A 14,184-nucleotide genomic window follows, 5' to 3' on the forward strand; every position below is an offset into this window, starting at 1 on the left:
GTTGGGCGTTTATTTTAAATTACTCTTCATTTAAGAAGATTTGTTTTCATCTTCTTCTGAATGTTGCATCGACTCAATCAAATCATGCTTATTAAAAGCTTTATATTCAGGTTTTGCCTCATAATTTTTCCAAGCTTCCTGAATATTTTCTTTCGAAATTTTTTCTAAATTGATTGGTTCACCTGCCGTGGGGGTCGCATCAAACTTCTTAGTTGTCATTTCGATTCTCCTAAATATACATTCCTTTGCTATGCAAACAACATACCATGTAAAATGAGGCTTGTAAGCAGAAATGCAACACAAATAAAGTAAGATAATTTTTATTTTCCGGCATTCTCATCTAGAATATGCCACGTATTTATCTGACTCATTTTGATGCTTGCGCACAGGAGCTTTTTTTTATGTCCCACCTCACATTGTCCCAATTTTTACAACAAGAAAAAGGGAATCTTACACCTGAGTTGGCTCAAGTCATCGACACCATTGCCACGACTTGTAAAACTATCGATCAAGCCTTACAAAAAGGTGCACTCGCTGGTATTTTAGGTAGTGCTGGTAATGAAAATGTTCAAGGTGAAACACAGAAAAAACTTGATGTGATTTCTAATGACTATTTAATTGATGCTTTAAAAGTTCATCCACAAGTGGGTGGTCTTGCTTCTGAAGAACTTGATGAGTTCACACCTGCACAAGAAAATGGTAAATATCTGGTTTTATTTGACCCATTAGATGGCTCAAGTAACATCGATATCAATATGTGTGTAGGGACAATTTTCTCTATTCTTCCTGCGAAAAATGCAGTAACGCAAGCCGACGATTTCATGCAAGCTGGTACACAGCAAGTTGCTGCTGGTTATGTGCTTTATGGTCCATCAACCATGATGGCTTTAACAGTTGGAAATGGCGTAGCATTCTTTACTCTAGACCCAGAAACTCAAACATTCTTGCTCACTACTGACAAGGTTCAAGTTGCAGCAGATACTCAAGAGTTTGCAATTAATGCATCTAACCAACGTCATTGGGAAAATCCTGTAAAACAATATATTGATGAATTACTTGCAGGTAAAACCTCTGTTCGTGAAAAAGATTTCAATATGCGCTGGGTAGCATGTATGGTGGGTGATATTCACCGTATTTTATGTCGCAGTGGTATTTTCCTTTATCCATATGACTTAAAAGATCCGAAAAAAGCGGGACGCTTACGTTTAATGTATGAAGCTAATCCAATGAGTATGCTCATTGAACAAGCTGGCGGTGCTTCAACTACAGGACGTGTTCGTATTTTAGATATTGAACCAACAGAACTTCACCAACGTGTTCCTGTGATTATTGGCTCTAAAAATGAAGTTGAACGCGTAACAAGCTATCACTAATAATTTTAATTACTTAGGGCATCATAGTATGATGATGCCCTTTTGTTGGATATGTCCTCATGGCTGTTATTTTTTTAGAATCAAAAGACAATGCAAAAATTAAACATTTGCGTGGGTTAATTGAACTCAATAGTGCTCGAAAAAAGCATCAACAAACAGTTCTTGAAGGTACTCACCTTTGTTTAGCGTGGTTACAACAGCAGAAAAAACTGTTTTCTTTATTTACTACAGAACAAGCATTAGAAAACGAAGATTTAAAAAAAGTAATTGAACTTCATCAAGGCCATATCTTTGTTATTAGCGAAGTTTTATATAGAGATTTAAGTACTTTAGGTACGAGCCTACCTTGTTTAGCAATTATTGACTTGCCTAAGACTGCATCTACAATTGACTATAACGTAGATACTTTAATTTTAGAAAATATCCAAGATCCGGGTAATGTAGGTACATTACTACGATCTGCGGCAGCAGCAAATATTAAACAAATCATTTGTACCCAAGGCTCTGCTGCACTATGGTCTCCACGGGTTTTAAGAGCAGGTATGGGTGCTCACTTTAGTCTATCTTGTTTTGAAAATTTCCAACTCACAGATATTCTTCCAAAATTTAAAATCCCAGTTTTTGTTACAAGCTCACATCACTCAACAAGCCTCTATTCACAAGATCTTTCTCAACCCTGTGTGTGGATTTTAGGAAATGAAGGCCAAGGTGCAAGTGATTACGCCTTACAGAATGCACAATCAGTAACTATTCCTCAGCCAGGCGGCCAAGAGTCATTAAACGTAGCAATCGCTGGATCTATTTGTTTCTTTGAGATGGTTCGTCAACGCCAATAAAACGTTAATTTATTTTACATCGCACATCTTTGTGAAAAAAATCAATTACACTAGTAAAAAATAGCCGATTGTTGTCAACCTCCCACCTCTTTTCAACGTTATATAAGAGATATATTGAAGATAAGGTGGGTATGTCCAATGACAGGATTTTCCATCTCCATGGATTTAGCACCGAAAAAGTCTGGATCGGAAACATCTAGTGTTCATGCAAGCACGGCTGAGCAACGCCTGAAAGTTTTCATGCAAGATGTAACTGGTCGTGCTTTGGTGATGATGGAGAGTGCTACCCAAGGTCAACAAGGTATTGCAATGGATTTGGTTCAAGAAGCATTTATTGCTTTACACAAATCTTATGCCGAGAAAAGTACTGAAGAATGGTATCCCCTATTTTATACGATTTTAAATAACAAACTTCAGGATTGGCGCCGCAAAGAATCTCGTAGAGCAAACCCATTTTCATTCTTCAAAAAAGTTAGTCTAGACAATGACGACGATGAAATTATTGATGTAGTTGATGAAAAAGCCATTAATCCTGCGGATTTTCTCGATCAAGCAGTGACTATCGAAGAAATTCGAGAAGCGATTTCGAAGCTACCCGTTCGTCAACAACAGGCATTTATGTTACGTGCTTGGGAAGGTTTTGACACACACACAACAGCTCAGATCATGAACTGTACCGAAGGTAGTGTAAAAACCCATTATCACCGAGCAATTCAGGGACTTAGAGAGTACTTGGCCCATTTAAATCCCTCGGGAGGTTCTGATGAATCATGATGATCTCACTAAAAAGGTGACGTCTAAACTGGATAGTTTGGCACATCACCATAAAAATAAAACAGTGGTCATGAATCATGTGCTTGACCATATTCAACAAAAACCAGCCTCTTATTATAGTGTCTGGAAAATGTCTGGTTTTGCACTTGCAGCTGCGATCACTGGTTTTGTAATTTTACCTAACTCAGTAGATATTGTTGATAAGCCACAAAATCAAGTGATTGTAAATCCTAAATTATCGCCACAAATGGTGGAGGATTTAGAAATGCTAATGGTGTTGGGTGAGGATAAAGTACAACATGGCAGCTAAAAAATTAGCACTTATCCTTTGTTCATTAAGTTTCTTGCAAACCAGTTTTGCAGGTTTTGAACGATTTTGGGTTTTTTCTAAGGATGCCAATACACAAGTTGATGACACATGGAATGCTCTTTCTGAAGAAGAACAACGTGCAGTTATTAAACGTTACCAGAGCTTAAAAGATCTACCAGCTAACCAAAGTACAAATCTACAGCAACGTATGGACTGGTTTACTCAGCTTCCTGAAGCTGAAAAAGAAAAAATGCGTGAAGCATGGCAAAAAATGAGCACACAAGAGCGTAATGACTTGCGCCAGCGTATGCTTAAAGCGAATGGTGAAGAAAGAACAGCTATTCGTGAAGAATATATGAATAAGTATTTAGAACATTAAATAACACTGCAAAATTCGTTTGCAATGAATTTGATGTCTTACATAACTTTCTATAAAAAAGCCTCCAATTGGAGGCCTTTTATTTTATATAGTTTATTTACGGTAGCGTCTATATGCTATTAAACCAAGTAAAGATGCTATAGATAGAATTCCTAAGCTACCACCCCCACTTCGAGAATCATCAGTGGTAGTTGCTGTACTTACTAAATTAATGGTGCCAGCTTTAGATGAGATTTTACCATCTGCATCATAAACATTATAGCTTAGAGAATCATTGAAAACGTTAAAGACGTTATTTGCCTGAATATAAATATTCCCACCATAACAAGTCTTATCTTTGTCATCCTTAGGACAAGGCCCTTCTCGGTCTGCTTTAACAACCTTAAATATCCCATCTTTTGAAGTTTTACTTGGTAAATAAATGGGTAACTCTACGCCTTTTTCATCTACCCAAAATTGTGATTTAGGTTTTGAAAGCGTACTTACAGGTCCATCTCCATCATCATTCGCATATTTAAGTAAATCTAATGGAATAATCTCATTTGCAAGATACTTAAAGGTAACTGTTCCATCACCAGAAACTGGTTCAATGTTATTAAAACGTGCCTTGATCAAACCACTTGAGCTTGATTTATTATCAGCTGTTGTAATCGTGTATTTACAATAAGCATAGCTACCTGCTTGAGTAATCACATCATCCTTGCGATAAAAAACTATTTGCTGAATAGCAGGTTTCCATTCACAAAATAAATTCTCTTTATCAGTTAAACCATCAACTTGTTGTTTATTATATGTATCATCAAGCGAACCAATACCTAATGCTTCTGTTGCAATATTATAATCAGTTGTATTAAAAAATTTCAAAACATGGTTAGCATCTTCATTAGGTAATGGTAAATTATAGTTTTTCAAATCAATATAAATTGCACGATATTTTGTATTATCCGTATTATTAGTAAAATTATCTAATAAGTTTTTAAACTCAGCTAAACGTACTTTATAATATGTAATAAAATTAGTTGGTGTTTTAGGATCTTTAATATATTTATCAAACAAATCATAGTTTTGTTGATAGGTACTAATTAATGTCGTTAATGAAATATTACTGACATCCTTTAAATCACCTGAAGTTAATTTCATTAACTCAACAGCACCAATATCACAGCTATTACGACTTACAGACTGGTAATAAGAAGCCCCATCTGCTAAACGATTTAAACCACGCTGGTCAGTTGTGGCACAGCTCCCTTTTCCATCTTTATCAACATCAATTAAATCGTTGTCAGAAGAGATATCTTTTGGATAATAAATAGGTAAAAAGCCTGTATAAGCCGTTGCTGTTTCTAAAGGACCTAGTAGATTACTAAAAGATTGTGTACTAATATCAATATTAGTATGACTAGTAGGTAAAGACTCTTTTGGTATATCACATTTTCCTGTTGCAGAACTCCAATCAAGAGCATTGAAGTCAAGTATTAAACCTACATTCTTTTCTTCTGCTGCTGCACCTAAAAGATATTTACAGGCATAGTTTCCATTATTATAAGCTAACAAGTTAAAATTAAGCTTTTTTGTCCCCAATTTGTCATAGAGAAAAGTACTATTCGCATTATTTTCAACAATTGTATTATTTAAAAGCACAAGACTACTGCTTGAACTTAAAATACTTGAAGTATTAGCTGTGTTATTAGTATCACCAGTAAACTTAATAATACTACCACTACCGCTATTCGCTATATTTTTTGCAATAGTATTATTTGTTAATGCTGCCTGAGGTTTACCACAAAACTCAAATGTACTAGTTGAATTAGTATCGCCATTACTTATAACACTAGTGGAACCAATAGTAATCGTTCGTGGTGCATAAACGGTATCACTAAAACACCCCATTGATAAAACACTGCCTTGTGTTGCATTATTATATTGCAGTAATGAATGATTTAAAGACAGGGTAATATTAGGTGAACCTAAATAGATTGCTCCGCCGCTGACTGCTTGAGATGATAAAATTTGACTATTTTGTAAAGCAATATCAGCACCCGCATAAATCGCCCCGCCCTGACCCGTTGTAACGCCATTTTCAAGAATTACATTATTTAAGCTTAAAGGCTGCTTATAAGTGGTTGTATTAAAAATACGTGATTTACCTTGAGCATTAATATGTGTTTGTAATTCAAGCTGTGCGGGATAATCATTGGTTAGAACACTTTTCTTCTGCCAATCCACTGGATCAGCTCCAAAAATAGCAATATTTGCGTTAGGAACTAATTCCTTAGTCAAAGTATAAGTACCAGCTTTAAGCTGAATAGATTTTTGTGTAGTTTCACGTGTATCAATAACGGTACAACCACCATAAGACTTACGTAATTCAGCAGTCTTTATGGCTTCACGTAATGAACAAGCATCAGTATTATCGCCATCTTCATCCGCAAAGGTTGTAACATCAATTCTTCCATTAGTAGTATCTGCAAATAAGGGCATTGCAGCAATCACAGCTAATGCTAAAAAAGCTTTTTTATAATTTTTCATAGCCTTTATCATCCTTGATTATGACTTTAAACGTCGCAAAGCAATTAAGCCAAATAATCCTAAAATTAAACCACCACCAACACTTCCACCACTAGTACTCACTGATTTATCCTCTATTCCTGATGGCGGGTCTTGTACGATTTGCACTGGAACTGTTAAATAAACATCGGCAGCATCATTAAAACGTGTTGTTGTTGTCACAACCAAGAGATTGAAAATATCTGCGCCATGCCAATTACCATTTGGAACGTAAGTTAAATTTCCTTGTGAATCAATCGACAAAGTTCCTTTAGATGGAGTGCTTGTCTGAACCACTTTCATACAGCCTTGTTTCCATGCTTGACCATCTGTTCTTTTTCCAAACATTGCTTCACATGTTTGTGGAGAAACTAATTCACCGTCTCCTATAACATCAGCAATATTAAATTTGGCAATTTCTCCATATTTAATATCTTGACCATGTGTACTAATATCATTGCGGTTAATTATTAATTCAATTGCACCTAAATCGCATAGCTCATCATAACCACTACGATTTTTTCCACGTTGATCTTGTTTTTCACAACTTGCTAAACCGACCGAAGTTCCATCGCTATATAAACGACCTTTGTTAATTAACAATGACTGGGAAAGAGCAGTATATTTATCGAGAATTCGAGGTTTAAAGAAACCTAAGAAACTATCACTTGGAGTTGAATAAGGACAAAGCAATCCATCTGAAGGTGGCACATCACAAGTTCCTTCATCTGCATTCCCTGCAATTAATTTTTCACTAGCTGGATATATAATATTTGGTAACGCTACAGAAGCATTAAGATTACATTCTGTTGTCACTAAATTGCTTTGCACAATCGTTTTATCCGTTGCACTAGCCTGACAATTCGTTGTATTACCAACTAGAATACTATTAGAAATAGAAGCTTTCCCCAGTGGAGAATCAAAATACAAGCCCCCCTCATTTTTGATCATGGTAATATTATTAAGGACCATTCCATCACGGACATTGGCAATAAAACTACCTTTATTATGAAAAATTGTAATATTAATCAAACCAATGATACGTGAAGTTAAATAACCACCTGTACTTTCATCAGTAAATTTTGTTTCAGCATGAAACAATGCGCCACCTGTTGCAGTCACTTCATTATCACGCACTACAGAGCGGTTAATATAATAAAGTGGCATATCACTATATAAAACCCCACCCTGACTTGCTTTATTATTCTGTATGAGACTATTAGTAATTGTTACCGAACCTGCTGTTTTTATAGTATCAGATAGAATACCAGCATTATAAATTGCACCACCACGTGTTGCATATCCATCCATTAAACGTGAGTTTTGAATATTTAATTGTTCGTGGTTATAGATCAAACCACCATCACCATTTGGTGCAGTAGTCTTTAATCCGGCGCCCTTTAGATTGACATCAATAAATGAAACAATGAAAGATGCTTTTTCAACACTGCCATCATCAATACGAAAAAGTTGATCCGTGCCTGCCATTTTAATTGTTGCGTTATGAGAATTGGGCTGCCCTTCTTCAATCAATGTAGAATCATTCTTTGCTGTACTAATAGTCATAGGCGCAGAAATCGTTATACTTTGATTTAGTGCATATTCTTTATCGCGCTGCAAAATAATATTTGAAGAGGCGTCTTTATTTCCACATCCATGATAACCCGCCGCATATTTTTCAACATCAGCAGCATTAGAAGAACTACGATAATTCAGAAACTGTACTGCTTCCCTAAGCGTACATACCGTATCATCTTTATCTTCATCAGCTAAGCTTGTGACTTGAATATCGGCAGAATAAGCGTGCCCAGCAACAGCCAATAAAACAAAAGCAATGCTCCGTTTGAGCATACCCATCTCCTTAAACCTTTTCTCATTTTTTTTGTCAATATTGCAAAATATCCGCTTTTGCAATCGCATCCTTTGTGCGTACTTTGTCACAGCAAGTAGAATTTCTCAAGACATTTTGATCGGTCTATAGAGTCATTTTTTAGCCAGATTACAAAAAGCTTGATACATTTAAAAAAACTTTTTTTAAATACAAAAATGTGACTCATTTAAAAGTTAGAAGCAGATTTAAAAGATATAGGATAAGTACGAGGAAATTAGAGATGCTGATGCCAGAAACTCTATTTTTAATAATGAGTTGTTATAAATTTAGGTAAAGTAATAAGCTAAGATGAAAGAATATCTATTGTTGATATTCATCAATCAAGGCATAAATTTGTCTTAAAGTTGCATTCGAAAGTTTGGTTTTTTCGCCTTTGAGTAATTTTTCTAATTGGGCAACCGTCTGTAACAAGAGAGAAGCTTGATGAGGACCATGTAACAATAAATAGTCAACAATTTGCTGATCAAAATGAATTCCACGTCTAGACATTACAGATGTGACCAAGGCATAGCGGTCCGCATATAAACTTCCACTTGGCACTTTAACGCTAACAGCTTGTGTAAGTCGGGACTGTAAATCTGGTAATTCTAACTTTAATTCGATAGGCGCTACACGTGAAGAAAATACCAGCTGTCCTTCGTGATTATTCATTAAATGAAAGACAGCTTTTTGCCAATGAGGCACACCACTAATCGATTCAATATCATCCAAAGCAACAAGATCGTAATGCTCTAAAGAAGTAATTGCTTCGATAGGAGCATCCAGAAGCTCAAGTAAAGAAACTTTAATTGCAGATTTGCCTATTTCTAAATAAGAGTCACAAATTGCCGAAAGTAGATGACTCTTACCTGTTCCTGCCCCACCATAGATGTAAAACCTACTGACTAGACCAGCATGTAGTTGACGCACGGCATCGACTACATTCCCCCAACTTGGTCCCGAAAAATCACTGATTCGGGCATCAAGTTGAGGTTCTATATCCAGTTGGAGTTGACGCATATATTGAATTAACCTTGAAATTATTTCTGGTCAGATGGTTTCAGTTTATCTGTATCTTGCTGTGTTTTAACCTCAAGATCAAGCTTAGTACTTTCGGTTTCTACATGAATTTGCTCAATATTGCCGTTTTCTTGTATCAATAAACTAGAAGGTGGAGCATATAATGAACTGCGCTCATAGTTATCTCTTAAATGTTTCAGCAATACTACAATAACAGCTGCAACAGGCAATGCAATTAACATTCCTAAGAAACCGGCAAGCTGTGCGCCTGCTAATACTGCAAAGACAACTGCTACAGGAGATAAACCAATTTTATCACCCAATAGGAATGGCTGTAGAATATACCCTTCTACAGCTTGGCCAATCATGAAAACTACACCAACGAGTAATAAATGCATCCAGTCCAATCCGAACTGAAATAAGCTTGCAATAACAGCTGCAATAATACCTACTGCAAATCCTAAATAAGGAATAATACTGGCAAGGCCTGCCACCATACCAATAATCAATCCGACCTCTAGTCCAATTAATTGCAGCCCTACGGCATAAACCACACCGAGTAAAAGCATAACAAGAAATTGACCTTTAACGAATGCACCTAAAACACTATGGCATTCACGAACGATTTGTAATGTATTTGCTTCATATGGTCGTGGAATGAGACGACGTAAGTTTTCTAACATACGCTCCCAGTCTAATAAGAAATAAAAAGCAATAATTGGTATTAAAACAATTGTTCCACCGATCTGAATAAAATTGAGACCTGACTGCGCAAGCTTTAATAAGACAGCTTGAATACTGTCGGCACTATAATTTGTCTGAACATAATCCATAACCGCTTTGGATATTTGATCAGTATCAATTTCCATCTGCTGGACATGAAATGTCGAAGAAACCCATGGTAATAATTCGCCATTAATCCAATGAATTCCAGCCGGAATACTATCTCGAGCGTAAACAAGTTGTTTCCAGATAAGCGGAACCAAATACCATAATGCTACGGTTAAAGTCACACCTATACCGATAAAAACAATACCAATTGCCAACCAACGCGGCAGTCTCATTTTTACCAAAACTTCGACAAGTGGACTGAATAAATAAGCGAGGAAAAAAGCACCGATAAAAGGAATGACTACAGGCTTGAGTAAGTACAATACCCATACCAGCAATACAATACCTGCGAGTAAAAGAATACGGCGCAGTATACGATCTTGCATAAAATCTAGCCTTTTTTGATTTAATCTTTATAAATGAAAAAATATTTTTATTAAAGATAGCATTTTCGAGCATAAATAACATAAGAGTTTCGTATATTCAGGTTATAATCTGCCGCCAATGCGGAGACTTCATTTATGAGCAACTCAACTTCTACCCCAAATACCGGTTTAAGCTACAAAGATGCGGGTGTCGACATTGAAGCGGGCGACGCACTGGTCGATCGTATCAAGTCAGTCGCTAAACGTACAAGTCGTCCTGAAGTAATGGGCGGTCTTGGTGGCTTTGGTGCGCTATGCAAAATTCCTAAAGGTTATGAAGAACCTGTTTTAGTTTCTGGAACCGATGGTGTAGGAACTAAATTACGTTTAGCACTTAATCTTAATCGTCATGACACAATCGGCCAAGATCTTGTGGCTATGTGTGTAAATGACCTTTTAGTTTGTGGTGCAGAACCATTATTCTTCCTTGATTATTACGCGACTGGTCACTTAAATGTTGACGTTGCTGCAAATGTTGTTACTGGTATTGGTAAAGGTTGTGAGCTTGCAGGTTGCGCGCTTGTAGGTGGTGAAACCGCAGAAATGCCAGGCATGTATGAAGGCGAAGATTACGATCTTGCTGGTTTTGCTGTTGGTGTGGTTGAGCAAAGCAAAATTATTGATGGCTCTAAAGTAAAGTCTGGTGATGTGCTTATTGGTGTGGCATCAAGTGGCGCTCACTCAAATGGTTATTCATTATTACGTAAAATTTTAGATGTTAAAAATGTTGATTTAACTCAAATTATTGATGGCCGTCCTCTTGCAGATGTTGCAATGGAGCCAACTCGTATTTATGTAAAACCAGTTCTAGAACTCTGCAAACAAGTTGATGTACATGCTATGGCACACATCACTGGTGGCGGTTTACCAGGTAACTTACCTCGTGTATTGCCAAATGGTGCGCAAGCGGTCATTGATGAAGCTTCTTGGGAATGGTCTGAGTTATTCCAACTTCTACAACGCGAAGGCAATGTAGAGCGCTTTGAAATGTACCGTACGTTTAACTGTGGCGTAGGTATGGTCATTGCTGTTGATGCAAGTGATGCAGAAAAAGCAATTGAAGTGCTTAATGCTCAAGGTGAAAAAGCTTGGAAAATTGGACACATCCAAGAAAATGCTGAATCAGTGGAAGGTGCAGACGAAAAAATTCGTGTGATCTTTGCATGATAAAAATTGCTGTTCTAGTCTCTGGGAACGGCAGTAATTTACAAGCCTTGATAGATGCAAATCTATCAGGGCAAATTGTAGGTGTACTGTCTAATAAAGCAGATGCTTATGCTCTAGAGCGTGCTCAAAAAGCTAATATTGCTACGGCCGTTATTTCCCATAAAGACTTTCCAACTCGTGAAGTTTTTGATGAAGCAATGCATCAACAACTCTTGGCTTGGCAAGTGGATGTGGTTATTTTAGCCGGTTTCATGCGCATTTTAACTCCCACCTTTGTCAACAAATGGCAAGGGAAAATGCTGAACATACATCCCTCACTTCTTCCAGCTTACAAAGGTGTGAACACTCATCAACGTGTTTTAAACACAGGTGATCGTTTACATGGTTGTACCGTACACTTTGTAACTGCTGAACTGGATTCTGGTCAATCGGTTGCCCAATCCGCTATTTCAGTTAAAGAACATGATACTGCCGCTTCATTAGCACATCGAGTACATACACTTGAGCACTTTATCTACCCACAAGTAGCAGAGTGGTTATGTAACGGTCAACTTACATGGAAAAATGGCCAAGCTTATTTCCGTGATCAAGTTCTTGAACACCCTATTCGTTTTGCAAATTGGTAAAACATTTTACTTAATAGCAAAAATAAAAAAGGACATGCTAGCATGTCCTTTTTTATAACTTTAAAAATTAATTTTGCTGATGATGAATCAATTTCTTTATAGAGTTCACTGTATCAATAGGATGCTCTAGAGGGAACATATGCCCTCCCTCAACCACAGTAAACGGAATTCCCATTTTTCGCTTTGCCATTTGAGGAAAGCCTCTTTTTAAGAAAGCACTTTCTTTCCCCACAACAAAATGTACAGGCATCTTAGGTTTTGGCATAGGCAGCCACCACCAAGATGGATTTTTCCGAAAAATTGCAACTTCATCTTCACGAGAAATAGTTAAAGTGACTCCACCACGAACAGAGTCTTCTTTTAAAGCATAGTCAATGTAAGCTTGAAAACAATCTTCATCAAAATCTTTATAGAAACCTTTAGGACGCAGTAATTCAGCAGCTTGCTCTCTCGATTCCCAATGTTCACGACGACGTGCAGATAAGCCTGCTGGTGTCATCGCATCAACCAATTTAGGGCGAAATAATTTTGCCATATGAAAAGCAAATGAATATCTGCCTAAAATAAGAGGGGGATCTAACATAATCACTTGAGAAAAGAGTTCAGGACGCTGAAAAGATGCCATCAACGTTAAAACTGAACCCAGAGAATGCCCAAGTCCAATGACTTTACGCCCTTTCGCCTGTCGCACAATACTATCAATCACCTGATCAACCAAAGAAGGCCAATGGTTAGTCACAGGATAACGTTTATCAGGACCAATTAGGGGAACATAAATAATGTCATATTCCCCTTTCAACTGGTCAAACAGTTTTTGATACACTTTTGATGGCACGCCATTCGCATGGGCAAAGTGTATAACTGGTTTCATTGACATACCGCTATCCTAAAACAGATTTTATTGTAATTTTGCGCTTTGACGAGTCTGCACTTCTTGAGCAATTGATTCACTTACCCCTTGCCCAATTTGTGCACCCATACGACCTAAAATTGATTGTAATGGGTTACGCTCAATTGTGTAGTCCACTTTATTATCAAGCTTCAATTCACGCATCAAGCTCGTAATGTTACCTGAACGGTCAGCAACACCTAACTGGATTGCTTGTTCACCAGTCCAGAAAAGACCAGAGAAAATAGCAGGGTCACTCGATTTTAAGCGTTTACCACGCCCTTCTTTAACCGCATCAATAAAGTGAGTATGGACATTATCGAGTACAGATTGAATATGCTGTCTTTGTACAGGATTAATCGGTTTTGTCATACTTAAAATATCTTTATTGGTACCCGCTGTTAAAGTACGGTCTTCAATTCCGAGTTTTTGAGCTAAACCAGTAATGCCGTAGTTTGGCATAATGACACCAATTGAACCGACTAAACTCGATGGATTCACAATAATTTCATCAGCAGCAGACGCAATATAATACGCACCTGAAGCACCCATATCACCAATCACTGCATAGACTTTTTTGTCAGGGTGTTCTTTTTTCAAATAGCGAATTTCTTGCCAAATTTCATCTGACTGAACAGGAGAACCGCCTGGTGAGTTAATATTAAGTGCAATAGCTTTACTATTTGATGCTTCAAAAGCACGTTTAAGGGCTTTATTCGTATCTTCACTATTTACAGCTTGATTACTTGAAGCATCAATAGTGCCCACAATATCTACAACTGCCAGATGAGCACTGCTACTGCTTACAGCAGAGCCTTCTTTACTGGTTGAACAACCTTTACCCATGAGTACAATAATGAACAACAAATAAATAAAAGTTAATGTTTTAAAGAATATACCCCAGCGACGACTACGGCGTTGTTCTTCTACAGAAGCCAGCACAGCTTTCTCAAGGATTTGCCATTCTGGTCCGTTCTGTTTAGAGGTTATAGGTTCATTTTGTGGTTTTGGTGGCCAATCGGACATAAAATTCCAATCCAAATTAATCTAAAATGATCTCATTATATACGTTGATTTGATAAAAACTGTCTAAATAATATGATTTCATTTATAATATTTTTGTCTTTTTTTACTTGT

The 14,184-nt window shown here is 37.0% G+C and carries 14 protein-coding genes; 7 read left to right on the top strand and 7 right to left on the bottom strand.

Going from position 1 to position 14,184, the window contains the following annotated elements; all coding sequences use genetic code 11:
* Positions 1–30 precede the first annotated feature (30 nt).
* A complete protein-coding gene (locus I5515_RS03405) occupies positions 31–219 on the bottom strand; it encodes an NF038105 family protein (RefSeq protein ID WP_199964747.1) in 189 nt (62 codons plus the stop codon).
* Positions 220–401: 182 nt separating this feature from the next.
* On the opposite strand from I5515_RS03405, the gene I5515_RS03410 reads away from it, so the two are divergent.
* The 5 genes from I5515_RS03410 to I5515_RS03430 all read left to right on the top strand — a co-directional run bounded on the left by I5515_RS03410 (position 402) and on the right by I5515_RS03430 (position 3,672).
* On the top strand, positions 402–1,373 hold the full coding sequence (locus I5515_RS03410) for a class 1 fructose-bisphosphatase (RefSeq protein ID WP_199964748.1): 972 nt from the start codon (positions 402–404) through the stop codon (positions 1,371–1,373).
* A 59-nt stretch (positions 1,374–1,432) separates the two neighbouring features.
* Positions 1,433–2,209, top strand: coding sequence for a TrmH family RNA methyltransferase (locus I5515_RS03415; RefSeq protein ID WP_199964749.1), 777 nt, complete (start codon positions 1,433–1,435; stop codon positions 2,207–2,209).
* 159 nt (positions 2,210–2,368) lie between these two features.
* On the top strand, positions 2,369–2,983 hold the full coding sequence (locus I5515_RS03420) for an RNA polymerase sigma factor (RefSeq protein WP_199964750.1): 615 nt from the start codon (positions 2,369–2,371) through the stop codon (positions 2,981–2,983).
* Positions 2,973–3,293 (top strand): hypothetical protein, encoded by a 321-nt coding sequence (locus I5515_RS03425; protein ID WP_199964751.1) that lies wholly within the window; start codon positions 2,973–2,975, stop codon positions 3,291–3,293. The genes I5515_RS03420 and I5515_RS03425 overlap by 11 nt, the downstream gene beginning before the upstream one ends.
* The gene (locus I5515_RS03430) at positions 3,283–3,672 is read left to right on the top strand and encodes a DUF3106 domain-containing protein (protein ID WP_199964752.1); all 390 of its coding nucleotides are present in this window, start codon (positions 3,283–3,285) and stop codon (positions 3,670–3,672) included. Before I5515_RS03425 ends, I5515_RS03430 begins: the two co-directional genes overlap by 11 nt.
* A 93-nt stretch (positions 3,673–3,765) precedes the next feature.
* Here the strand turns inward: I5515_RS03430 and I5515_RS03435 are convergent, their stop codons facing one another.
* The 4 genes from I5515_RS03435 to cxpE form a co-directional block, all read right to left on the bottom strand.
* Positions 3,766–6,201, bottom strand: a complete 2,436-nt coding sequence (locus I5515_RS03435) for a CSLREA domain-containing protein (RefSeq protein WP_199964753.1) — start codon at positions 6,199–6,201, stop codon at positions 3,766–3,768.
* Between the two features lie 18 nt (positions 6,202–6,219).
* Positions 6,220–8,076, bottom strand: coding sequence for a rhombotarget A (gene rbtA / locus I5515_RS03440; protein ID WP_199964754.1), 1,857 nt, complete (start codon positions 8,074–8,076; stop codon positions 6,220–6,222).
* 334 nt (positions 8,077–8,410) lie between these two features.
* Positions 8,411–9,109 carry a DnaA regulatory inactivator Hda gene (gene hda, locus I5515_RS03445; RefSeq protein ID WP_003650214.1) on the bottom strand — a complete coding sequence of 233 codons (699 nt, stop codon included), beginning with the start codon at positions 9,107–9,109 and terminating at the stop codon, positions 8,411–8,413.
* A 20-nt stretch (positions 9,110–9,129) separates the two neighbouring features.
* Entirely contained in the window at positions 9,130–10,326 is a 1,197-nt protein-coding gene (gene cxpE / locus I5515_RS03450; RefSeq protein WP_199964755.1) for a chloramphenicol efflux transporter CxpE, read from the bottom strand.
* A gap of 135 nt (positions 10,327–10,461) precedes the next feature.
* Here cxpE and purM point away from each other — a divergent pair, with 135 nt between their 5' ends.
* The gene (gene purM / locus I5515_RS03455; RefSeq protein WP_199964756.1) at positions 10,462–11,532 is read left to right on the top strand and encodes a phosphoribosylformylglycinamidine cyclo-ligase; all 1,071 of its coding nucleotides are present in this window, start codon (positions 10,462–10,464) and stop codon (positions 11,530–11,532) included.
* Positions 11,529–12,158: a phosphoribosylglycinamide formyltransferase gene (purN, locus tag I5515_RS03460; protein WP_199964757.1), complete on the top strand. Its 630-nt coding sequence runs from the start codon at positions 11,529–11,531 to the stop codon at positions 12,156–12,158. Before purM ends, purN begins: the two co-directional genes overlap by 4 nt.
* A 67-nt stretch (positions 12,159–12,225) precedes the next feature.
* Here purN and I5515_RS03465 read toward each other — a convergent pair whose 3' ends face one another.
* Positions 12,226–13,035 (bottom strand): alpha/beta fold hydrolase, encoded by an 810-nt coding sequence (locus I5515_RS03465; RefSeq protein ID WP_199964758.1) that lies wholly within the window; start codon positions 13,033–13,035, stop codon positions 12,226–12,228.
* A 21-nt stretch (positions 13,036–13,056) separates the two neighbouring features.
* Positions 13,057–14,073, bottom strand: a complete 1,017-nt coding sequence (gene sppA / locus I5515_RS03470) for a signal peptide peptidase SppA (protein ID WP_199964759.1) — start codon at positions 14,071–14,073, stop codon at positions 13,057–13,059.
* Positions 14,074–14,184: the final 111 nt, after the last annotated feature.

The sequence above is a fragment of the Acinetobacter calcoaceticus genome (genome assembly GCF_016508255.1).
GTDB lineage: Bacteria > Pseudomonadota > Gammaproteobacteria > Pseudomonadales > Moraxellaceae > Acinetobacter > Acinetobacter calcoaceticus_E.

What these genes read in the sequence shown, in the direction of transcription:
- I5515_RS03465 (WP_199964758.1), bottom strand. Translation starts at nt 13,035, where the DNA reads ATGTCAATGAAACCAGTTATACACTTTGCCCATGCGAATGGCGTGCCA.
- purM (WP_199964756.1), top strand. Translation starts at nt 10,462, where the DNA reads ATGAGCAACTCAACTTCTACCCCAAATACCGGTTTAAGCTACAAAGAT.
- I5515_RS03420 (WP_199964750.1), top strand. Translation starts at nt 2,369, where the DNA reads ATGGATTTAGCACCGAAAAAGTCTGGATCGGAAACATCTAGTGTTCAT.
- I5515_RS03430 (WP_199964752.1), top strand. Translation starts at nt 3,283, where the DNA reads ATGGCAGCTAAAAAATTAGCACTTATCCTTTGTTCATTAAGTTTCTTG.
- hda (WP_003650214.1), bottom strand. Translation starts at nt 9,109, where the DNA reads ATGCGTCAACTCCAACTGGATATAGAACCTCAACTTGATGCCCGAATC.
- I5515_RS03425 (WP_199964751.1), top strand. Translation starts at nt 2,973, where the DNA reads ATGAATCATGATGATCTCACTAAAAAGGTGACGTCTAAACTGGATAGT.
- I5515_RS03405 (WP_199964747.1), bottom strand. Translation starts at nt 219, where the DNA reads ATGACAACTAAGAAGTTTGATGCGACCCCCACGGCAGGTGAACCAATC.
- I5515_RS03435 (WP_199964753.1), bottom strand. Translation starts at nt 6,201, where the DNA reads ATGAAAAATTATAAAAAAGCTTTTTTAGCATTAGCTGTGATTGCTGCA.
- I5515_RS03410 (WP_199964748.1), top strand. Translation starts at nt 402, where the DNA reads ATGTCCCACCTCACATTGTCCCAATTTTTACAACAAGAAAAAGGGAAT.
- cxpE (WP_199964755.1), bottom strand. Translation starts at nt 10,326, where the DNA reads ATGCAAGATCGTATACTGCGCCGTATTCTTTTACTCGCAGGTATTGTA.
- sppA (WP_199964759.1), bottom strand. Translation starts at nt 14,073, where the DNA reads ATGTCCGATTGGCCACCAAAACCACAAAATGAACCTATAACCTCTAAA.
- rbtA (WP_199964754.1), bottom strand. Translation starts at nt 8,076, where the DNA reads ATGGGTATGCTCAAACGGAGCATTGCTTTTGTTTTATTGGCTGTTGCT.
- I5515_RS03415 (WP_199964749.1), top strand. Translation starts at nt 1,433, where the DNA reads ATGGCTGTTATTTTTTTAGAATCAAAAGACAATGCAAAAATTAAACAT.
- purN (WP_199964757.1), top strand. Translation starts at nt 11,529, where the DNA reads ATGATAAAAATTGCTGTTCTAGTCTCTGGGAACGGCAGTAATTTACAA.